Annotated in this window: 19 protein-coding genes, 4 tRNA genes and 1 pseudogene; 7 read left to right on the top strand and 17 right to left on the bottom strand. The window is 58.9% G+C overall.

The features are described 5' to 3' along the window. The first annotated feature begins 190 nt into the window (after positions 1–190). From KGB20_RS13245 to KGB20_RS13225, 5 genes are all read left to right on the top strand, one after another. Positions 191–2,638, top strand: a complete 2,448-nt coding sequence (locus KGB20_RS13245) for an acyl-CoA dehydrogenase (RefSeq protein ID WP_223532457.1) — start codon at positions 191–193, stop codon at positions 2,636–2,638. Positions 2,639–2,712: 74 nt separating this feature from the next. Beyond that, positions 2,713–3,120 (top strand): PA2817 family protein, encoded by a 408-nt coding sequence (locus tag KGB20_RS13240; RefSeq protein WP_007972361.1) that lies wholly within the window; start codon positions 2,713–2,715, stop codon positions 3,118–3,120. A 596-nt stretch (positions 3,121–3,716) separates the two neighbouring features. Then, positions 3,717–4,940: a type II and III secretion system protein family protein gene (locus KGB20_RS13235; RefSeq protein WP_223532455.1), complete on the top strand. Its 1,224-nt coding sequence runs from the start codon at positions 3,717–3,719 to the stop codon at positions 4,938–4,940. A 119-nt stretch (positions 4,941–5,059) separates the two neighbouring features. Further along, positions 5,060–5,773, top strand: coding sequence for a tetratricopeptide repeat protein (locus KGB20_RS13230; RefSeq protein WP_223532453.1), 714 nt, complete (start codon positions 5,060–5,062; stop codon positions 5,771–5,773). 18 nt (positions 5,774–5,791) lie between these two features. Then, positions 5,792–6,061: a DUF3613 domain-containing protein gene (locus tag KGB20_RS13225; protein ID WP_150812188.1), complete on the top strand. Its 270-nt coding sequence runs from the start codon at positions 5,792–5,794 to the stop codon at positions 6,059–6,061. A gap of 199 nt (positions 6,062–6,260) precedes the next feature. Here KGB20_RS13225 and KGB20_RS13220 read toward each other — a convergent pair whose 3' ends face one another. From KGB20_RS13220 to KGB20_RS13170, 11 genes are all read right to left on the bottom strand, one after another. Beyond that, the gene (locus tag KGB20_RS13220) at positions 6,261–7,226 is read right to left on the bottom strand and encodes a type II secretion system F family protein (protein WP_223532451.1); all 966 of its coding nucleotides are present in this window, start codon (positions 7,224–7,226) and stop codon (positions 6,261–6,263) included. Positions 7,227–7,254: 28 nt separating this feature from the next. Further along, positions 7,255–8,241: a type II secretion system F family protein gene (locus tag KGB20_RS13215; protein WP_223532449.1), complete on the bottom strand. Its 987-nt coding sequence runs from the start codon at positions 8,239–8,241 to the stop codon at positions 7,255–7,257. Beyond that, the gene (locus tag KGB20_RS13210; RefSeq protein ID WP_223532447.1) at positions 8,238–9,680 is read right to left on the bottom strand and encodes a CpaF family protein; all 1,443 of its coding nucleotides are present in this window, start codon (positions 9,678–9,680) and stop codon (positions 8,238–8,240) included. Before KGB20_RS13210 ends, KGB20_RS13215 begins: the two co-directional genes overlap by 4 nt. Before the next feature lie 3 nt (positions 9,681–9,683). Next, positions 9,684–10,904, bottom strand: coding sequence for an AAA family ATPase (locus KGB20_RS13205; protein ID WP_223532445.1), 1,221 nt, complete (start codon positions 10,902–10,904; stop codon positions 9,684–9,686). After that, positions 10,898–11,362 (bottom strand): TadE/TadG family type IV pilus assembly protein, encoded by a 465-nt coding sequence (locus KGB20_RS13200; RefSeq protein ID WP_223532443.1) that lies wholly within the window; start codon positions 11,360–11,362, stop codon positions 10,898–10,900. The genes KGB20_RS13205 and KGB20_RS13200 overlap by 7 nt, the downstream gene beginning before the upstream one ends. Beyond that, positions 11,362–11,847 (bottom strand): TadE/TadG family type IV pilus assembly protein, encoded by a 486-nt coding sequence (locus tag KGB20_RS13195; protein ID WP_223532441.1) that lies wholly within the window; start codon positions 11,845–11,847, stop codon positions 11,362–11,364. Before KGB20_RS13195 ends, KGB20_RS13200 begins: the two co-directional genes overlap by 1 nt. A gap of 8 nt (positions 11,848–11,855) precedes the next feature. Beyond that, positions 11,856–13,217, bottom strand: a complete 1,362-nt coding sequence (locus KGB20_RS13190; protein ID WP_223532439.1) for a pilus assembly protein TadG-related protein — start codon at positions 13,215–13,217, stop codon at positions 11,856–11,858. A 75-nt stretch (positions 13,218–13,292) separates the two neighbouring features. After that, positions 13,293–14,102 carry a Flp pilus assembly protein CpaB gene (cpaB, locus tag KGB20_RS13185; protein ID WP_223532438.1) on the bottom strand — a complete coding sequence of 270 codons (810 nt, stop codon included), beginning with the start codon at positions 14,100–14,102 and terminating at the stop codon, positions 13,293–13,295. A gap of 15 nt (positions 14,103–14,117) precedes the next feature. Next, positions 14,118–15,446, bottom strand: coding sequence for an AAA family ATPase (locus KGB20_RS13180; protein WP_223532436.1), 1,329 nt, complete (start codon positions 15,444–15,446; stop codon positions 14,118–14,120). Positions 15,447–15,448: 2 nt separating this feature from the next. Continuing rightward, on the bottom strand, positions 15,449–15,979 hold the full coding sequence (locus KGB20_RS13175; protein ID WP_223532434.1) for a prepilin peptidase: 531 nt from the start codon (positions 15,977–15,979) through the stop codon (positions 15,449–15,451). Between the two features lie 26 nt (positions 15,980–16,005). After that, a complete protein-coding gene (locus KGB20_RS13170; protein ID WP_223532433.1) occupies positions 16,006–16,218 on the bottom strand; it encodes a Flp family type IVb pilin in 213 nt (70 codons plus the stop codon). A 409-nt stretch (positions 16,219–16,627) separates the two neighbouring features. Between KGB20_RS13170 and KGB20_RS13165 the strand changes: the two genes are divergently transcribed. After that, on the top strand, positions 16,628–17,497 hold the full coding sequence (locus KGB20_RS13165; RefSeq protein WP_223532431.1) for an AraC family transcriptional regulator: 870 nt from the start codon (positions 16,628–16,630) through the stop codon (positions 17,495–17,497). Positions 17,498–17,555: 58 nt separating this feature from the next. Here the strand turns inward: KGB20_RS13165 and KGB20_RS13160 are convergent. From KGB20_RS13160 to KGB20_RS13145, 4 genes are all read right to left on the bottom strand, one after another. After that, positions 17,556–17,631 (bottom strand) — tRNA-Gly (locus tag KGB20_RS13160). Positions 17,632–17,634: 3 nt separating this feature from the next. After that, positions 17,635–17,710 (bottom strand) — tRNA-Glu (locus tag KGB20_RS13155). A gap of 104 nt (positions 17,711–17,814) precedes the next feature. Then, a tRNA-Gly gene (locus KGB20_RS13150) sits at positions 17,815–17,890 on the bottom strand. Between the two features lie 2 nt (positions 17,891–17,892). Next, a tRNA-Glu gene (locus KGB20_RS13145) sits at positions 17,893–17,968 on the bottom strand. Positions 17,969–18,353: 385 nt separating this feature from the next. On the opposite strand from KGB20_RS13145, the gene KGB20_RS13140 reads away from it, so the two are divergent. Next, positions 18,354–19,112, top strand: a complete 759-nt coding sequence (locus KGB20_RS13140) for a hypothetical protein (protein WP_057713677.1) — start codon at positions 18,354–18,356, stop codon at positions 19,110–19,112. Between the two features lie 222 nt (positions 19,113–19,334). Here the strand turns inward: KGB20_RS13140 and KGB20_RS29285 are convergent, their stop codons facing one another. Together KGB20_RS29285 and KGB20_RS29280 are read right to left on the bottom strand one after the other, a co-directional pair. Continuing rightward, on the bottom strand, positions 19,335–20,198 hold the full coding sequence (locus KGB20_RS29285; protein ID WP_404940405.1) for a methyl-accepting chemotaxis protein: 864 nt from the start codon (positions 20,196–20,198) through the stop codon (positions 19,335–19,337). Then, positions 20,196–20,420 (bottom strand): annotated as a pseudogene (locus KGB20_RS29280) (HAMP domain-containing protein); the annotation flags it as partial. The gene KGB20_RS29285 and the pseudogene KGB20_RS29280, both read right to left, overlap by 3 nt. Between the last annotated feature and the right edge of the window lie 537 nt (positions 20,421–20,957).

Here is a 20,957-nt window from a genome sequence, read left to right as displayed (position 1 = left end):
CGTTTCGGCCAAACATGGCCGCTTTGCCGCTCGCTCAATGAACGTATTTCCCACGTGTGCGGCCCATTTGTCGCACGAAAATCATCCGGGGTTTCCCACGATTCGAATCACATCGCTCCAACCAGCCTGTTTCGCGGATGCCGTCTAAGCTCTGTGGGCTGGTTCGCCCTGGTTTCACGGAGGAATGAATATGCTGTTGTTGTGGATACTGGTTTTGCTGGTCGGGATTGCTTATTTGGCCCACCGCCGCATCGCCCCGCTGCCCGCCTTGGTCATCGTGGCCATCTATGTCGTGGCCATGGGCGCTTTCAGCCGCGCACCGGGCTGGCTGCTGCTGGTTTTCTGGGTGTTGATCGCCGCCGTCGCCGCGCCTTTGCTGCTGCCCGACCTGCGCCGCAAATTGTTCAGCGCGCCGATGTTCAACTGGTTCCAGAAAACCCTGCCGCCGATGTCGCAAACCGAACGCGATGCCATCGACGCTGGCACGGTCTGGTGGGACGGCGAACTGTTCAGTGGCCGTCCGGACTGGAGCAAGCTGCTGTCCTATCCCAAGGCGCAATTGAATGAAGAGGAACAGGCCTTCATCGACGGGCCGACCGAAACACTCTGCGCCATGGTCAGTGAATGGCAGCTCGGTCAAACCATGGACCTGCCGCCACAAGCATGGACATTCATCAAGGACAACGGCTTTTTCGCCCTGATCATCCCCAAGGAGTTTGGCGGCAAGGGCTTCTCCGCCTATGCCCACTCGCAAGTGGCGATGAAACTGGCGAGCCACAGCGGCGACCTTGCCTCAACCGTGATGGTCCCCAATTCCCTCGGCCCGGCCGAACTGTTGCTGCATTACGGCACCGACGAACAACGCAATCATTACCTGCCTCGCCTGGCGCGCGGCGACGACATCCCGTGTTTTGCCCTGACCGGTCCGCTGGCCGGCTCCGACGCCGGCGGTATGCCGGACTCTGGAGTGATCTGCAAAGGTGAATGGGAGGGCCAGGAAGTCCTCGGCCTGCGCCTGAACTGGGAAAAACGCTACATCACCCTCGGTCCGGTGGCCACCCTCCTCGGCCTGGCCTTCAAGGCCTACGATCCGGATCACCTGCTGGGTGACAAGGAAGACCTGGGCATCAGCCTGGCACTGATTCCGACCGACATCGCCGGTGTCGAGATCGGCCGCCGGCATCTGCCGTTGGGCGCGGCATTCATGAATGGCCCGAACTCGGGCAAGGACGTGTTCGTCCCGCTGGAGTTCCTCATCGGCGGCCAGGAGATGCTCGGCAAAGGCTGGATGATGCTGATGAACTGCCTGTCGGTCGGGCGTTCGATTTCCCTGCCGGCGGTGGGCACCGGCATGGCCAAGTTCACCAGTCTGGTAACGGGCCAATACGCTCAGGTTCGCGAGCAGTTCAATGTGCCGATTGCCTCGTTCGAAGGCATCCAGGAAGCCATGGCCCGCATTGGCGGCAACGCCTGGATGATGGACGCCGCCCGCATGCTGACCGCCAATGCAGTCGATCTGGGCGAGAAACCGTCGGTGCTGTCGGCAATTCTCAAGTACCACCTGACCGAACGCGCCCGCGACTGCATTAGCGACGCCATGGATGTGCACGGCGGCAAGGCGATCATCATGGGGCCGAACAACTACCTCGGTCGCAAATGGAACGGCGCGCCGATTTTCATCACCGTCGAAGGCGCGAACATTCTCTCGCGCAACCTGATGATCTTCGGCCAGGGCGCGATTCGCTGCCATCCGTTCGTGCTCAAGGAAATGGCCCTCGCCGGCCGTGAAGACAAGGATCAGGCGCTCAGAGAATTCGATGACCTGCTGCTCAAGCACATCGGTTTCGCCGTGGGCAACGCCGCCAGTACGCTGGTGCTCAATCTCGGTTTCGGGCATCTGGAACACACCCCGGGCGACAAACTCAGCCAAGGTTATTTCCGCGCACTCAACCGTCAGGCCGCTGCTTTCGCCCTGCTCGCCGACCTCAGCATGATGTTGCTGGGCGGCGCACTGAAACGCCGCGAACGCCTGTCCGCACGGCTAGGCGACGTATTGAGCAACCTTTACCTGGCGTCCGCCGCGCTCAAGCGCTACAACGACCTTGACTCACCGCAGTACATGACACCACTGCTGACCTGGGCCATGGAAGAAAGCCTGGGCCAGGCGGAACGGGCGATGGATGAACTGCTGAGCAACTTCCCGAACAAAGTCGCGGGCTGCCTGTTGCGAGTGATCGTGTTCCCGTTCGGGCGCCGGCACAAAGGGCCATCGGACAAACTCGGGGTCGAAGTCGCAAGGGTGATCGGCCGCGCCAAGGGCGACCCGGCACTGGAGGAAGTGCTCCTGGGGTGCTACCGACCGCAAGCGAGCGACGATCCGGTCGGTGCATTGCAACACGCCTGCAACCTGTTGAGCGCCGCACAGCCGCTGCAGAAAAAACTGCATATGGCACTCAAGAGTGGCCAGGTCAAACCGGTGGCCGGCGAGTCGGTGATCGATGCCGCCCTCGAGGCGGGTGTATTGCAGCCGGTGGAAGCCCAAACCCTGCGAGAAGCCGAGGCGGCCCGGCGCAAGGTGATCGATGTCGATGACTTTGACAAAGAGGCCTTGGCACTGGCGGAGGGAAAAGTCCGCTGATCCCGTCAAGCATGTAAAAACGGGCGCGGGCGCTTTATACTCCCGCGCCCGTTTTGCTCTTGAGGACTTATCTCGTGTCCAACATCGTTGCCGATCATCTCGTTTTACTCGACCACCTGCGCAGCATCCTGGTCGCCGTAGGTGAGGCCGAGCAGGTTCCCGACGAAAGTCATGCCTTGTTCCTTGAGCGCTTCGACGAACTGCTTGCGTTACTGCCTGTCGACCCGATCGAAAGCCAGTACCTGGGCCAGGACATCCTGTGCCAGGTCATCACTCGCTATCCGCAAATCGCTCACCTGGTCCCGCGCGACCTGCTGTGGTATTTCGCCGGCGACTGCCTGCACTACATGCCCGATGATGAAATCGACCTGTATCAGGCACTGGAAGAGCGCCGCTTCGAAGCCGAACAGAACGACGAGCCCTTCGACTGGAACCAGGAAAAGCAGTTGCTGGCGCTGTCGAACCAGGACAGCAAGCACTGATCATCAATCAGTGATGCCAAAGGCCCGCATGCTTGAGCATGCGGGCCTTTTTTTTCCTTCAGCGCACCCCGTCGACTTCAGGCAACCGCACTGTGCTGCGACCTTTTCCGCAGCGTCCGCCTGCCTATCTCCAGCCTTTGCACCAATAGTTTTCTCTCTATCTCATGGCACTTTGGTTTGATTGAACTACCTTCAAACTACAAGAAGTCATAACGGCTTGAGTTTTCACGTTAGCTTCAGTGATCAGATAGCGGATTGGCAAAAGGAGTTACCTCACCATGATCCTGGCAGGCGTTTTCCGGCTCTGTACCTGCATTGCCGATGACTTTCCGGGGGGACCAGGTCGAACCATAGGCGCGAGTTTCGCTCCGACGGGCAGTCCAGGTCACCGGATCACTGAAAACCGTTTCAGCAAAGGTCGCTCGCTATCCAGCCAGATCAGCGAACTGCGCCCGCTCGTGTGTAGCACGCAAGGAATAACGCCGAGGCCGTGGATAAGTGGTCTGGCGCATTGGGGGGGATAGTCCGGTCCCCGTGAAGTGATCCGAGACAACTCAGCCTGACTAAAGATGGCCTATCCAGTGAGGATGTACTTAATGAGCCTTCGTACCGTGCCCGCTTTCAAGCGAATTTTCCATGGCCTGTTCTGGATGGGCCTCAGCGTGGATGCGGCTCAGGCCGCGCCGGCCAATTGCTCGCAACTGGACAATTGGCCGTCTACGTACGAGGTCGGCCAAGGGCTGCAGAATGAACTGCGCAGCCCCGTTCCAGTAACACAACTGGCGGTGGGTGACCCGAAAATTGCCGACGTGCAGCCCAGCGGCAGCAGCGCGTTCATACTCACGGGCATTGCGCCGGGGACCACCAGCCTGATGGTCTGGACCGCCTGTTCGAAAACTCCACGCCAAAGCATGGTGTTCGTCAAGGGTAGAGCCACATCGGCGCTGACCAGTGTGCCGTCGGTGCCCTCCGACGACCCGTTGCTACCGAGCCAGGTGCAGACCGATATCCGCTTCGTTGAAGTCAGCCGGACCAAACTCAAGGAAGCCTCCGCCTCGATTTTCGGCATCCGTGGCAACTGGCTGTTCGGCTCGCCGAGAACCTTGCCCACCATCGGCGGCATTGTCACGCCGTCGATACCGGTGAACAACGACAACTTCAACCTCACGTTTGCTACCGGCAGTACCCTGGTGGCGCTCAATGCGCTGGAGGGCAGCGGCTTCGCCTACACCCTGGCACGGCCAAGCCTGGTAGCGCTCAGCGGGCAGAGTGCGAGCTTCCTGGCCGGCGGTGAAATACCGATTCCGGTGCCCAGTTCAGGCAGCGATAACGTGTCCATCGAGTACAAGGAATTCGGTATCCGCCTGACCCTGACGCCGACCATCGTCGGGAAAAACCGTATCGCGCTGAAGGTGGCGCCGGAAGTCAGTGAACTGGACTTCACCAACGCCGTGAGCATCGCCGGCACGGTCGTCCCGGCCCTGACCGTGCGCCGGACCGATACCAGCATCTCCCTGGCCGACGGCGAAAGTTTCGTCATCAGCGGCCTGATCAGCTCCCGCAACAATTCCCAGGTGAACAAGTTTCCGGGGCTGGGCGATATCCCGGTTCTGGGCGCGTTTTTCCGCGACAACACCATCAACCGTGAAGAGCGCGAACTGCTGATGATCGTCACCCCCCATCTGGTCCAGCCACTGGCGGCCAATGCACAACTACCGTCATTGCCTGGTGAGCAGCTGCGCAATTACGACCCGAACTTCTACCGCATGTTCTTCCTGGAAAATGGCGACTTCGACAGTCTCAGCGGACTCTCGAAATGAACCGGAGCCTGAACCAGACTGGCCTCGCCCTCACTCGTAACGGTGACGTTGAACGCTTGCCGGGCCAGCTGTATTGCCATTGGCCAGGCGCTCAACCTGTTGTCGCCAGAGGACCTTCGATGAAAGCAGTCATTGCAATTGCGGCGACATTAATGCTCGCAGGTTGTGCCAGCAATGGCCTGTCTTCGCGACCGGCCAGCTGTGCCAAGCCCGGTTCGGAGCAAGAACTGGCCCTGAACCTGGCCGACAACATGGCCGACGAAGGCCGTTTGTATGCCAGCCTGGCGAATCTAGAAGGATTGCCCGACAACCTGGTCCAGGTTCGCCTGCGCAAAGCGCGGGTGCTGCGCTTGATGGGGCGTAGCGGCGACGCGCAGCCGTTGTACGAAGGCTTGCTAGGCACCTGTCTGGCGGCTGAAGGGGAACATGGCCTGGGCCAGTTGGCCGCCGCCAGAAATGATAATGCCGCCGCTGCCACTCACCTCGAGCGTGCGGTGAGGATGGCCCCCACCGACGACAGGATGCGCAATGACCTGGGGGTCGTCTACCTCAATCAGCGACGGATCCCCGAAGCACGCTTTGAGTTCATGACCGCCATGGAGCTCAAGCAGGCAAACACACTGGCGGCACTCAACATGGTGACGTTGCTGATCTATCAGGATAACTGGAAGGCGGCAGCCGAACTCGTGACCCGCGCCGACTTGAGCCCCAAGCAAGTCGTAGAGGCTCAAACCCGCGCGGAAAAACTCAAGGCCTCCGCCAAAAAAGTGGTGGCATCCGAGGGGAATCGCAAGACTGAGGTAGCCGATGCCTCAGCCAGTGCGAACAAGTAGAACGTTCGAGGAGTCGAGATGAATACCAAACGGCTGTTGATCGTGTGCACGGCTTGCCTGTCAACCACTGCCTGGGCCATTGAGCCGGGCCCTTCTTCGCCGTATCAACAAGGCACCGAACAGTGGTTGCAGCTGCAGATTCGCGGTGTGGTTGCCTCCCCTAAACTGCAAACCGCCTCGGCCACCGAACGTGACCTGGCCATGCAGCGCTGGCTGAATAGCTTCAACTACCCGATTCCGGAGTTTTATGACCAGGATGCAGCGGGACAAATGACTATCGGCAACTGAGGCATATCGATGGGTGATCAGCCTCTGGCGTCGTCCAGAGTGGCCTGGCTAAAAAGCCGGGCTCAATCACGAGTGCAGGAAAATACAGTCCAGGTACTACAAGGTGGAGCAAGCGATTGGAGTGAATGCACTCCGTTCGCCTGCTCCACCCCGTTCTTATGCAGTACAGCCATCCTGTTCGACAGCAAGCCACTCCTGCTCACTTACCGAATGCCTTGAGTACCCCGATCATGGCGGGGCCAATGGCTATCAGGAAGAAGCTCGGCCACAGACAGAAAATCAGCGGGAATATCATCTTGGTGCCAATTTTCGCCCCCATCTCTTCGGCGGCCTGCGTACGCCGGTCGCGGAACTCATCGGCATAGATGCGCAAGGTGTCGGCCACGCTGGTACCAAAACGGATACTCTGCGCCAACAGGTTGACCAGCCCTTGTACGTCATCCAGGCCAGTGCGCACAGCCAGTTGTTTGAGCGCCTCGGTACTGGAAATGCCCGCGCGGATTTGTGCATTGACCATGGCCAGTTCTTCAGCCAGTTCGACCTGACTGACCGACATCTCCTCAGCCACCCGCTCGATGGTCGTGGGCAAGGCCAGGCCCGACTCCACGCACACCACCATCAGATCCAGCGCATCCGGAAACGCGGCACGCAGCCGGCCTTGTCGCAACTGCTTGCGCTTGGCGACATACAGCGCTGGCACCAACCATCCGATACCAGCCACCATGACCACCAACAGCAGCCCCATGATCAGGGAAACCTTGGGAATCATCGGTAACAACAGCAAGGCAATACCGATCAATAACAGCGGCAACATCAAGCGTACCGCCCAGTACATCTGCACCGCCGACGAGGAGCGGTATCCCGCATGCATCAACAGGGTTTGGGTAACGGACGTCTGAGCCGATTCGGCCGAGGCAAAGCGCTGGCCGACCCGCTCCAGCAACAGTTGCAGGTTACCCGGAGCTTCCTGCCCGGTCGTATTGCCTAAATGACCACGCTTGATCAGCGCCAGACGCCGCTGCACCGGGTCCTGAAGACCCTGCATCAACAAGATCACGGCGACGACCGCAAGCACAGTACTCAAACCGATCGCGCCAAGGAACAACAGGCGCGCCATCTCCTCGTTCCCTGTGACCCGACCGAACAATCCGAGCAAAAAATCCATGACCTGTACTCCCGGTAGCGAATACCGCTTAAACCTGAATCCGGATGATTTTACGAATCCAGAAAATCCCGACCAACATGGAACCAAAAGCCCCGAATATCAGCTTATGGCCCACCGGATCATTGAACAGCAACGGCATGTATCTAGGGGTGGTGAATACGATCACCGCCGCCAGCACGAAGGGAATGGCCACCAGTATCCAGGCCGACATCCTCCCTTCGGCCGATAGGGTCTTGACCTTGCGCTGGAAGCGAAAGCGCCCGCGGATCAGGCGACTCAGACGCTCCAGCACCTCGGTCAAATTGCCGCCGGTCTCGCGATGGATGAGGATCGAGGTCACCAGCATCATCACCGTCATGCTCGGCATGCGCTCCAGCAGGCCGAGCATGGCCCGGCGTACATCGTTGCCATAGTTGATATCGGAGAAGGTCAGGCCAAACTCATGAGCGACCGCACCCTTGTGCTCCTCGGCCACCAGACGCAGGGTTTCGTTGAATGGGTGCCCGGCACGCAGAGCGCGGCACATGGCATCCAGCGCATCCGACAGGCCTTCCTCAAACTCAGCGAAACGCTTGCCACGGTCACGAGAGATTTTCAGTATGGGTAACCAGAAGACCGCGAAGCCCGCGATCAGCGCCATCCACCAGACTGACGAGACCATCCAGATCAAGATGCCCGCCCAGACACCTAGCGCCAGCCCGAGCAGCAATACCCGATAGGCCCGGTATTCGTGCCCGGACTGCTCAATCATCTGCGTCAATGCTTCCATAAAGGGCAGCTGCTCAAGCCTGGCCTCCAGGGGCGACAAGCGCGTCAGGTATTTCTGCCGCAACACCGTCTGCATGTTGGGCAAATTATTGGCTTTCTCCAGTACGTGAAGGCGGCCGCGGATGCGCTTGCGCATCTTGCCGGCCTCGCCAAACACCGGCACCGCCACGCTTTGGGACAGGAGGAAGACGGCAATGAACACCATGCCCAGAAACATCAGAATGAATTCACCAGGAATTTGATTCATGACTGCCGTGCCTCCATCCACTCAGGCCTGAACATTGCCAGCGGCAACTCGATGCCGCGCTTGGCCAGTACATCGCGGAAAGCGGGAATCATGCCGCTGGGCCGATAGTCACCCAGCACTTCGCCGTTTTCGCCCATGCCATGGCGCGCGAAGGAGAAGATTTCGGTCATTGTGATGATCTCGCCTTCCATGCCGTTGATCTCCTGCACGCTGACCAGACGGCGCTTGCCGTCCTCCTGGCGTTCCAACTGGATCACCACATCAATGGCCGATGCGATCTGCTGACGCATGGCCTTGATCGGGAAGGTCGCCCCGGTCATCGACACCATGTTCTCGACCCGCCCCAACGCATCGCGCGCGGTGTTGGCGTGGATCGTGGTCAACGAGCCGTCGTGGCCGGTGTTCATCGCCGTCAGCATGTCCAGCGCCTCGACGCCGCGCACTTCGCCGATCACGATGCGGTCCGGGCGCATCCGCAGGCTGTTGCGCACCAATTCCCGCTGGCTCACCTCGCCACGCCCCTCGATATTCGAAGGCCGGGTTTCCAGGCGAACCACGTGGGGCTGCTGCAGTTGTAGTTCGGCCGAATCCTCGATGGTCACGATCCGCTCGTTGTGCGGAATGAAACTGGACAGGACATTGAGCATGGTGGTCTTGCCGCTGCCGGTACCGCCGGAAATCAGCACGTTCAAGCGCCCACGCACTATCGCCTTGAGCAGCAGGGCAATGGCCGGGGTCAATGTACCCACCTGGATCAGGCTGTCGGTATTGAGCAGGTCCACCGCAAAGCGCCGGATCGACATGCTCGGGCCGTCGATGGCCAGCGGCGGGATAATCGCGTTGACCCGCGAACCGTCCTTGAGCCGGGCATCCACCAACGGCGAAGACTCGTCGATACGCCGCCCCAGGCTGGAAACGATGCGGTCAATAATGTTCAGCAAATGCTGATCATCGCGAAAGCGCACATCGGTGCGTTGCAGTTTGCCAAAGCGCTCGACATAGACCGAGGCATAGCCATTGACCAGAATGTCGGACACGCTGTGATCGGCCAGCAACGGTTCCAGGGGACCAAGGCCGAGCACCTCATCGGTGATCTGCTTGATGATCAACTGGCGGCTGGACGTACTCACCGGTGCCGAATGCTCATCGAGCAGGCGCTGGCAAATATCGCGAATCTGCCGCGTGGCCTCTGCCTGTTCCAGGGAGTCCAGCAAGGACAGGTCCATGACCTTGAGCAACTGCTGATAGATCTTTTCTCGCCACTCGGCTTCCACCGGGGTGACCTGACTTCTGGTTTCGTAAAGAACGTCCGGCGTTGCACGTTCCCACTCCATTATTTCCTCGGCCGAATCCGGCAGGTCGTCACCCGGCTGGTTAGCCAGCGATGAGGCGGGTTTACCGGACTGTTTGCGCAAACGGTTACGAAAGTCGCTGATCATGGGTCACCCCCCGAAAAAACGGTTGAAGGCGCGTTTGAACACGCCTTTCTTTCCAGCCATCTGGTTGCCGAGCAGGTCATCGGCCACGTTGCACAGGGCAACGGTGATCGCCGCCTTCGGCGCATGCAGACCCAATGGCACACCCGTATTCTGACTCTGGCTGACCAGGTTGAAATCATTGGGTAATTTCGACAGGTTCGTGCAGCGCAGCGCCTCGCCGATATCCTTGAGGCTGACCGCTGCCGTCTTGTCATAGCGGTTGATCACTATCTGCAATTGATCCCCACGCACGCCCAGGTCTTCGCGAAGAATCCGCACCAGGGAGCTGGCATCGCGCAGATGGCTGACGCTCTGCTGCACCACCACGTACACCCTATCCACCTGTTCCAGCACGGAACCGGTGAGGTGATCGATTTGCCGTGGCAGATCGATCACCACCCAGTCATAGCTGGCACGGGCCAACTGCATCAGGGTGTCAAGTTGCTCGGGTTGAGCATCCTGCGGCAGACACAGCTCTCCGGCCCGTCCACCCAGCACATGCAAGGTCGGGCTGAAGTGGCTGCAAAAACCCCGTAGCGCAACAGTGTCCATGCCGTCGATCTGATGCAATACCTCCAGATGGCTGTGGGTTTGCGCCACATCCAGGTAATGCGTCACGCTGCCAAATTGCAGGTCCATGTCCAGCAACAGGGTACTGCCACCCTTCAGGCTGAGCTGCTGAGCCAGGTTGCAGGCCAGCATGGTGCCGCCGGATCCGCCCTTGGCGCTGATCACGGCGAGCAATTTCCCTTCTGTCCCGCTGCCGGTCCGAACCTCCATGACCAGCCGATTCAAGGCGGCGACCAGTTCTGTCTCGGCGACAGGCTCGGGCAGCACGTCACGGGCGCCGGCCTGCATCGCCAGGCGCATGCCTTCCTGTTCGCTCAGCAGCCCACACACCAACATCGGCGGACGCTCATGGGCCGGGCGCTGCAACAGTGCCGCCAGCTCCTCGCGCCACAGGTGGCTGACGCGCAACAGCAAAAGATCGGGCATCCGGTCCAGGCCGTAGAGCGGGTCGACATGCCCATTGCTCACAAGGCGAGTGCTCACCTCCAGGCTGGGCATGCGTTGGCAAACGCTCTGCAGGTCGCGCAACGACGTGGCATCCCGGCTGCTGATCAACAACCGTAGCCCGGCTTTACCGGTCGAACTGGAGAGTGGGGTATCCTTGGTATTCAGCATTGAGTGGACTCCCGTCCGAGGCTTTCGCGTGGCAAGGTTGCCCTGAACATAGGCAAGGTAATGGATACGCCGAACCCGGGAATAAACAGATTGAAATCAAAGTCTTGCAGACTCAACTGGACATAACGGATGGCATAGTCGCTGGTAGTGGGGTTGGCCACCTCCGCACCGTTTGCGTCAAGATAGGTCAGCTTCAGGTGGTCGATGTTCAGACCGCCGATCAGCTGGCTCGTATCTGCATCGTTGTCGTCATTGAAGATCGCCCGCTGCCGGATCATCGAATGGTCGATATCACACACCACCGCCAGGCGCGCACCACGGCGCACGACTTCATCCAGCGCATTGACCGTAAAGTACAGGCGACCCATTTCCACTACACCGAACAACAGTGTGAACATAAGCAGACCAATGATGGCGAACTCCACGACATAGGTGCCGCGCATGTATTTTCTGTTCATCACAGTGCCCTCATCACGGTAGTGGCGACCAGTGGAATGCCCAGTGCAATCTGACTTCCAAAAAATCCTGGAATCGCGCCGTCACAATTGTCACCGCTAATCACTGGGCAGAACGTGTAAGTGATGGTGACCCGCACATGGTTGATGCCCACCGCGGCAACGTCCACGTCGCCAAGCTCCAACCTTGGCAATACAGCGTTCCCAGTGTCGACAGGCACGCCATACACCGCAACTTTTTTCGTCTGGTCCACCAATGTGGCCGGAGTGGTCAGATCAATAGTGCCCTTCGTCGAATTCCAAGCCTGGCTGGCGACAAAACGGTCGGCATCACGGCTGGCCTGCAGCAAAACGTTGTACTGATAGAGCATGCGGCCGAACTCACCAAAGGCCAGCAACAGCAACAGCAATACCGGCAGGAAAAGGGTGAATTCGACGATGGCCAGGCCTTGCTGGCGCTGCGGATCTTTAAACGCGTGAAGTCTCATGACGCCTCCTACGAGTCAGTACTCGGTATGGAAGTGTTGTTGACGTTGCGATAGGTTTTGTAGAGCTGAATGATCTGCGGGCCGAAATCGGTTGGCGACGAGGGGCCGGCCACGTTGTCGCCTTCGCACTCCTTCACGAACTGGCCGAAGATCTCCGAGTTCTGGCCGCCGCTACTCATGGGCTGCACCACGAAATAACAGCCAAAACCGAGGACAGGAATCGAGGTTGAACCATTCTGTCTATCGGTGCAGTCACCCACCACGATTTTCAGCATCCGGCGCTCGAACACCCCGTTGGCCTTACAGTCACCACCGGGCGCTGCCACACACGCGGCAACGCTCGCACGCCAGTCGTTGTAGTCCAGCATTGCGTTGCCGTCCGCCGTGAGATCGCCATTGTTCGAAGTGATGGCTTTATTCTGGTACTTCGGACCTGTACCGTCGTCAGTGATTGCTGGGGTACTGGACGTGGTCACCAGGTCCGGCGGATAGGCAGAGGCACTGATCTGGCCGCCGTCGTAGATGCCAAAACGCGTATTCAGGCCTTGAGACGTAGGCCCGGCCTTGTTGCCTGGGGCGGTCTGGACTTCGTCCCCCACATTGCGGCAGACCTTGCCACCTCCGGCCATATCCTCCCTGACCGCATTGCCGCCCGAGCCAAAGTCGAGCAATTGATAGTTGCCTGGACTCATGTTGTCGGACGGTTTGCCGGCCCCCGTCTTCAATACCTGCAAATCACCAAACTGAAAGCCCCAGAACATATCAGCGCTCGGGTCGTATTGGCTCGGGTCGCCACAGACCATCAAGGGTGCGAGATCGCAGGGGCTGGTAGGGCTGGGTCCCGCGGTGGCGGTCGCCGACACCGCTTTGGCCCCCAAACTGCCAAAGCCGGGTGTCTGGACGAAGTTCCAGAAAAAACCCGTCAGGCTATAGGTCTGCACCTCTACCTGAACGTATTTGGCATCCGGCGTCGGCGCGGGATAGTCGAACGTGGTGCCATCGAGTTGGTTTGACAGTTTCACCGTCGCAAATGTGACTTCGTTGCCATCCATCGCCGTTGCCAGTTCGCTATTTCCCGCGGCATTGGCATTTTGCATCAGCGTATTGAGCGCAGCAGTGCGTGTCGCTGTGGAAATGGTGACAATGCTGGCCCCGCCTTCCATCTGGCTCAGGGTTTTGGCGCCACTCAGAGCGGCAGCATCGACAGCGTTCTGCAGGCGCGTCTTGTTCAACAACATGTGGCTCACGTCTAGAGCCAAGCCCGCTACCATGAACATCGCTGCCAATGCGAACGCCATCAATGCACTCACCGATCCTTCCTGGCGCCTTGGCGTCGAAGTGAACGGCTGCTGAATACGAAGATTCATCATCAAGCCCTCGATTGCCGATACTGATCCGGATCGGCGCCGCCAATACCTGGGTGCCCAGGCGCCCCTACCGCCCTGTCAATGCAGGTTCACTACACTGGCCTCGACTCCACGGATAATGGTGACGGATCTGCCACCCTCTCCATTGCCACGCCGCACCACGCGTTTTGGCTCTGTGGCGGTAGCCACCGCCATGACCGGTGCGGCAGGTGCAACGGTCGCGATTTTTCTTTCGGTGTTCAGCGGGTTACGCAAAGTCAATTGCAATTTCCCTTCCGATTGCGCCGTGACCAGGGTTTCAGCCTCTGCGGTCGTCATCTCCAGCGTCACTGCACGCACCACCACCGGTTGGGTTTTGTCGGTACCGGCAGTCTGGTCCACCGCCAACACCCGCAAATTTTCGAGGATGGTCTTGGACTCGGCGTTGTTGCCGCCACTTTCCGTGCGTTTGGTCGCCAGTACATCGACCCGGTTACCCGGCAACAGGAATCCGCCCACGCCGACCACATCGTCCACCCGTACCGATATCGCGCGTTTGTCAGGCGCAATCAAAGAGGCCAAGGTGCTGCCACCCAGGTGTTCGCTCAGACGCGCCCCACGCACGATGTCGCCCCGCAGAATGTCGAACGTTGCAATCTTGCCCACGGCTTTTTCGCTGGAGTCGAAGGCATCGTTCGGGATCGTATCCATGGGCATGCGCACGGTCGTGACCTGCTGGGGCTCGACCTTTTGCCCGAAAGGAATCTCTACCGTGGCGACCACCACGCTACGAAGGTGGTCATCCGGGCTGGCATTGAGCCGCGCGCTCAACCAGGAGTCGGCCATCCATGCAGCCCCAAGGCCCATGGCCAGGGAAACACCTATCAGGGTCAGCGTACGAGAGCTCATGTCAGTATCTCCGTATCAAAGAAAGTCGAGCTGGACGAAGTAGTTGTGCCAGGCCCATTCCAACTCTTTCGGTGACAGTGATCCGGAACCGCCGATATAACGCTGGCGATCGAGTGCCATGTTCAGGAGATCGCGGGGATGGCAAGGCACCAGGGGCATGCCTTCACTTGCATAAAGCCTTTGCAGCACATAACGCACCAGCAGCGGGTCATAGGAAATGCCCAGACGCTCGCTTTCCTGACGCCAGATCTTTTCGTACTGCTCAGGCTTCAGGTAACCGAATTGCAGCTTGTAGCCAATCCGGCGAAGGAAGGCCTCATCGGCCAGTTCCAGGGGATTGAGGTTGGTGGAAAACACCAGAATCAGATCGAACGGCAGCTCGCAATGCCGACCGCCACCCAGGTTGAGAAAGTCGCGTTTCTCTTCCATCGGGACGATCCAGCGATTCAGCAGCTCGGCGGGGGCCATGCGCTGACGCCCCATATCGTCGATAATGAACAGACCATTGCTGGCCTTGAGCTGCAAGGCGGCCTGGTATTGACGGGTGAAGGGGTCATAGCGAACGTCCAGCTGTTCCATGCTCAACTCACCGCCCGTGATGACGATCGGGCGTTTGCAGCACAGCAATCGACGGTCGATGCCTTCGTTGAGCATCAGGGTGTTCTGCTGAGCGTTGTCATCGAGCCGCTGATGCACCTGCGGGTCATAGATCTCGATCACCGACTCGTTGATGACAATGGCATAAGGGACCCAGATGGCCTCGGCGAACAGACGGATCAGCCGGCTGCTGACATAAGTCTTGCCGGTACCCGCCGGGCCATAAATCATGATTGCGCGCCCGGAGTTCATCGCCACACCCAGCTGATCGAGCATCTCCTCCGTGAGCACTACGCCAGCAAGGGCATTGCGCATATCGTTGGCGTTGATGCGACCATGGTGAATGGTCTGTAGCTTGATCAGGGACCGGTAGGTACTCACCGGGAAGGGTGCCGCTCCTATATAACCGCTGCGCGACAGGGCATCACGGGCGGCACTGCGACCACGTTCGGTCAGGCCATAACGCAGCATCTGCCCGCCCGTTTGACTCACCTGGCCAAGCACTTCGACACGGCCATCCTTGCGCAGAAACGCCAGGACTTCTTCAAGTACTGCGCCGGTCAGCGCCAGACGCTCCACCAGCCGTGACATGTCCAGCACACCGGCGTCGTGCAAATGCTTGCACACCAACTCGCCAAGAAAACTGTCGGTCAGGCCAGTTTCTCGGATAGTGCAGGGCTGGGGAGCCAGGCGTTGCACCGCTCCCCGATCGCTGGGGTAGGCATCACTTTCGACGATGACGTGCATGTCTAACCTCCGAATCCACCGGCAGTGAGTTGCCAGTAGATGCTGTTCAACGTCCCCAGCAGGATCGCTACCGAATAAGGAAAGGGTTTGCCGGCTACCTCGTCTGAACTTGGCGCCATATAGGCCCGCGCCCAAAACATCAACCGATAGCGCCCCAGGGTTTGCAACAATTGACCGCGCACCAGAACGATCAGGAAACCGCACAACCCTCCCCATATCAGACTGAAGAACACAGCCCATAAGGCGTAATGGGGGGGTAGAAAACTGCCAACCATGGCCATCAGCTTGACGTCGCCGGCAGCCATGCCGCCCAGGGCATACATGGGCAGGAACAGCGCAAAACCGATAAGGAGGCCTAACAGGCCGTCCCCCATGCCGCTGAGCCCACCTGAGTAAGTCTGGCCGGCCAACCCCAAGGCCAGACCTACCAGGATCAGCAGGTTGGAAATGCGGTGGCGACGTAAGTCGCTCACCACCGCCACGCCCAGCAGTCCTATCAGCACAACGGTAGCTACCAGCTGTTCCATGGACATGTCGCATCCTCCTGCCAGAGTTTTCGTTATGGGGCAGGGGCAGGGGCGCAAGCAGCAGCACTGGAAATAGCGGCACAAAGACTCTGGATCCTGGCGTCCACGGCCCCGCCAAGAGCCGTGAACGACGCGACAACAGCCGCCGTAATCAACCCACCGGCCACCGCGTATTCCACAATGGTCAGGCCATCTTCGTCTTTGACGAACTTCACTACCGAAGCCTTGATTGTTTGCATGATCATTTTGCCCACCTCACTCGAATGTTGTTTTTTCTGAGGCAGTACTTTCTGTGCTGCCTGATGCAACCCTAGTCAGGGACAAGGCAGGGGCGTTAGGAAGATTTTGCACATCGTTAGGACTTTTTTGCGGGGCGGCCAAAAACGGGGAATTGGCCTTTGCAGAAGTAACGGGCGGGGTAACCAAGGCGTGGCAGGGCCAAGGCAATCGTCATTGATTCACAAGCGACAGGCGGTTCAACCCGGGTTTGTCGAAGACACACCAACAAACACTCGCCCGGGGCTGCCCTCCAGGTAACCCATAGAGCGAAAACAACTAAAAATCGTCGTTCCTATCAGGATTAAATCTGCAAAGTGATGGCACCTTGGCAATACTCCTTAGCGAGAGAGTCACCAAGAACCCCAGAGTAGAGACATGACGTCCAATTTGACCAAAAGGCCATCGCTCCTGTGGTTCGATCTGACTCATGATCGGTCCACGAAAGAACTCGTCGCGCAGTTCGAGGGCTCCTGCGACTGCAATCTGGCGAAAAACTCCGTGCTGCCCATCAGGGAACAGGCAGACATGATCTGCGTCCATTTTGATCGCCCTGACACGCCAGGCTTGAGGCTATTACTGGAGATCAAACGCACCACCCCCAGCATCCCGATCACCATGTTCACCGTGCAACACTCGGAGGAACTGGCTGTATGGGCCATGCGCTCCAGCGTCTGGGAATACATGGTGCTCCCGCTCTCGACCACCGAGAAGAAGCGTTACCTGACGGCGGTGGTGCAGCTCTGCGAGCTGCGCCGAAATGCCCACGGCCAGGTCAAATCATCGCAAATCGACCACGCCCCGACCCTGCCGGACAGCATCCGGCGGACCTCAGGACATCAAAAACACCAGGCGTTGAGCAATGTCATGCTGTACATCGAACAGCACTTTCGAGACAGCATCGATCAGAGGGAATTGGCTCAGCGCTGCGGCATGACGACATTTCGCTTCAGCCGCCTGTTCAAGGAAGCCAATGGACTAGGCTTCACGGATTACATCCTGGACAAGCGCATGAACTTCGCCAAAGATCTGCTCGACAACAGCCAGATGCCGATTACCAGCATCGGCTATGAGGCCGGCTTCAAGGATCCTTCCTACTTCGCCCGTGCCTTCAAGCAGTTCGCCAACTGCACACCCAGCGAATACCGCTTGGCACGCCAACTCAGAGCGGCTGCAGTTGTGCAACTGGAGCAGGATGAAGAAACCTCTGAAGCGCTCGAAAGCCTGGTACAAAGCCTCAGCAGTTAACCTATTTTTTTACGCGCAAACGAAAACGCCGCTCAATGAGCGGCGTTTTCGTTAAATATGGAGCGGGAAACGAGACTCGAACTCGCGACCCCGACCTTGGCAAGGTCGTGCTCTACCAACTGAGCTATTCCCGCAAATGGCGTCCCCTAGGGGACTCGAACCCCTGTTACCGCCGTGAAAGGGCGGTGTCCTAGGCCACTAGACGAAGGGGACACGCTACCCGGAACACATGGTGTGTGTTTCGGTGTCCAGAGCCGCATCCGAAGACTTGGCTCTGGTTTCACTCAGCCCTGCCCGAAAGCAACGCTGTTTAAAATTGGAGCGGGAAACGAGACTCGAACTCGCGACCCCGACCTTGGCAAGGTCGTGCTCTACCAACTGAGCTATTCCCGCATTGGCGTCCCCTAGGGGACTCGAACCCCTGTTACCGCCGTGAAAGGGCGGTGTCCTAGGCCACTAGACGAAGGGGACACACGTACAACATTCACTCCCTGCTTCGTTTCGCTGTGTGCTTTACGCTGCAAGTGGCGCGCATTCTATGGATGGATTGAGAGGTCGTCAACCCCCTGATATAAATTTATTTAAATCAATGACTTCGCCCTGCTTTTGGGAGCCATTGCGGTTTTTCCGCTGCCCGGCGTTTGACGCCTATATTCTGGCACCCGCCAAGACGTTATAGTCCACCCGATGATGGCAATCTGAGTATCGAGTGCCATCATTCATAGAAGCGGGGCTCCGGCCGATACAAGAACAAGCATGTCCGATCCAACCCGTCGTGCGGGCCTGGGGGCTCAAATGCCAAGCCACTCAACCCGCATGCGTAACCTATAAAGAGGTCTTACCGGTGACGCCACTCATGATCACCCTGCTAGTCGTAGCCGGGATCGCACTGTTGATCGCCATTGGCTACATGAACCATGTGGTGGAAAACAACAAGCTGGAAAAGGCCCGTACCAAGATTGAGCTCAACGATCGCCTGCGACGCTGCGGCGAAATCACCGAGACGTTCCCCGGCCAGCTGATGACCCCGGCCCTCAAGCTGCTGTTGGCCCGCCTGGAACTGAACGTCTGCCAGCGCCTGCTTAACCTGGAAAAATCCAGCGCCAACCTCAAGGCACGGATCGCCGAACTGGAAGCCCTTGTCGGCCAGGGTGAATCCATCCCGGTCAACAATCCGCCTGCACCGATCCAGACTGAAGCCAAGGCCAAGGATGTACGCTTCCTGCTCGAAGCCCTGCACGGCCAGGTTACCCGCGCGGCACAGGACGGCTTCCTGCCCCCCAACGAAGCCAAGCGCTGGATTCGTGAAGTGCGCCACATCCTGGTGCTGCTGCACATCGAGTTCTTCAACAACCTCGGCCAGCACTCCCTGCAACAGAACCAGCCCGGGCAGGCCCGCCTGGCATTCGAGCGTGGCGTGCAATACCTGCGCAAACAGCAGGAACCACAAGTCTATGCCGAGCAACTGGAGTACCTGGAAAAACTCCTGGCCCGGGCCAACGACCAGGTCATGGATCGCATCGCGCCGGTCGAAGGCGAGGTCAACCAGTTGACCGAAGGCCTCAAGGACGTCGAGGCTGACGCAGACTGGAAGAAGAAAGCGATCTACGACTGATCAGCGAAAATGGAAAAGCCACCTAGAGGTTAATTCCGATCAGTCAACGGTTTGAACACCGCCACCCTGTGGGAGCGAGCTTGCTCGCGATGACGGTTGGACAGTCACACAAGGGGTGCCTGACAGTCCGCCATCGCGAGCAAGCTCGCTCCCACAGGTTTAGTGTGTTAACTGATGAGCATTAACCGAGAGGTGGCTTTTTTAGCCTGGCCGAAGATCATTTCAAAGCCTGAAATGCCCCACCATCCCCTTCAGTTCAACCCCCAGTTGCGCCAGCTGAATACTCGACGCGGCATTGCCCTGCATCGCCAGCGATGACTGATCGGCACTGGCGCGAATACTGGTGACACTGCGGTTGATCTCCTCGGCCACCGAGCTCTGTTCCTCGGCCGCCGCGGCGATCTGCTGGTTCATCTGCTGGATCAACGATACCGCCGCCGCAATGCTTCCCAGCGCACTCTCGGTCTGCAAGGCATCGCTGACCGCCAGCTTCACCAACTCGCCACTGCTCTGGATCTGCTGCACCGACGACTGCGCCGCCGAGCGCAAGGCGCTGACCAGGCGTTCGATTTCCTCGGTCGATTGCTGGGTTCGCTTGGCCAGCGCACGCACTTCATCGGCCACCACTGCAAAGCCCCTGCCCTGCTCGCCGGCCCGGGCTGCCTCGATCGCCGCGTTCAACGCCAGCAGATTGGTTTGCTCCGCCACGCTTTTGATCACACTCAAAACCGTGCCGATGTTCTGGATTTCCGCACTGAGGCTTTCGATGCTCGAACTGGCCGAGGTGGCCGAGTCCGCCAACTGCTCGATCCGCGCCATGCTCTGGCGCACCACCTGCTGACCACTTTCAACCTTGCCGTCAGCGGTTTGCGCGGCCAGCGCAGCTTCCTCTGCATTACGCGCGACGTCATGCACCGTGGCCGTCATCTGATTCATTGCGGTGGCGACCTGTTCGGTTTCCTCCTTCTGCGTGCTGACTTCGAGATTGGTCTGCTCAGTCACCGCCGACAACGATTGGGCGGAAGTCGCCAACTGCTCGATACCCGATTGCAAGCCGCTGACTATATGGCTGAGTCCCGCGCCCATTTGTTGCATTGCCTGCATCAACTGGCCGATTTCGTCACGACGGGTCACGTCAATGGTCGCACTCAAATCCCCTGAGGCAATCTGCTGTGCCACCTGAATCACACGGCGCAGCGGTGCCACGATCAACCGGGTGATGATCCACGCGGCAACCAGCCCAACCAGCAAGGCCAGGGCCGAAGAGCCAATGATCAGCAGCGAGTTCTTTTTCAGTTCAGCCTGCATCGCCAGGTCTTGCGCGACATAAGCCTGATCCACCCGCTCGACCACTTGGGCCGCGCGCTGGTGCAATTGTTGATAGACGGTTTTTTCCTGTTCCAGCAGGCCGGTGTACTCGGCGAGCTTGTCACTGAAACTGACGATATGACCCATCACCTCATTGAGGACGGTCTGGTAACCCTCGTCCTTGACCGTGGTCTTGAGCTGCTCGGCCTGGGCCAATGCCTGGCTGGCCTGTTCGATCTTGCCCTGCCCGGCGCTGTCGTCGCCTTTGCGGCTTTGATCCAGACGCACGCGCGCTTCATTCATGGCTTGCAGCATCAAGCGTGAAACCTGGCTGACCTGACTGGCCTGCTCGATGAATTGCGCACCGTCCTTGCCTTCGGAATCTTTCAGCGTATAGGTGCCGTCATCGGCGAGCCCGGATTGCAATACATCAAGGTTATTGGCCACGCTGGACACCGACCAACTGGCCATTTCCAGCGCCAGGTCCTTGGCCTGGCTGAGCGAGACAAACTCGTCGAAGGCCTTGCGATAGGCTCC

The organism is Pseudomonas sp. BF-R-30 (genome assembly GCF_019956175.1).
GTDB classification, from domain to species: Bacteria; Pseudomonadota; Gammaproteobacteria; order Pseudomonadales; family Pseudomonadaceae; genus Aquipseudomonas; species Aquipseudomonas jessenii.
The sequence above is the reverse complement of the archived record's forward strand: the minus strand, read 5'-3'. Positions and strand labels throughout refer to the sequence as shown.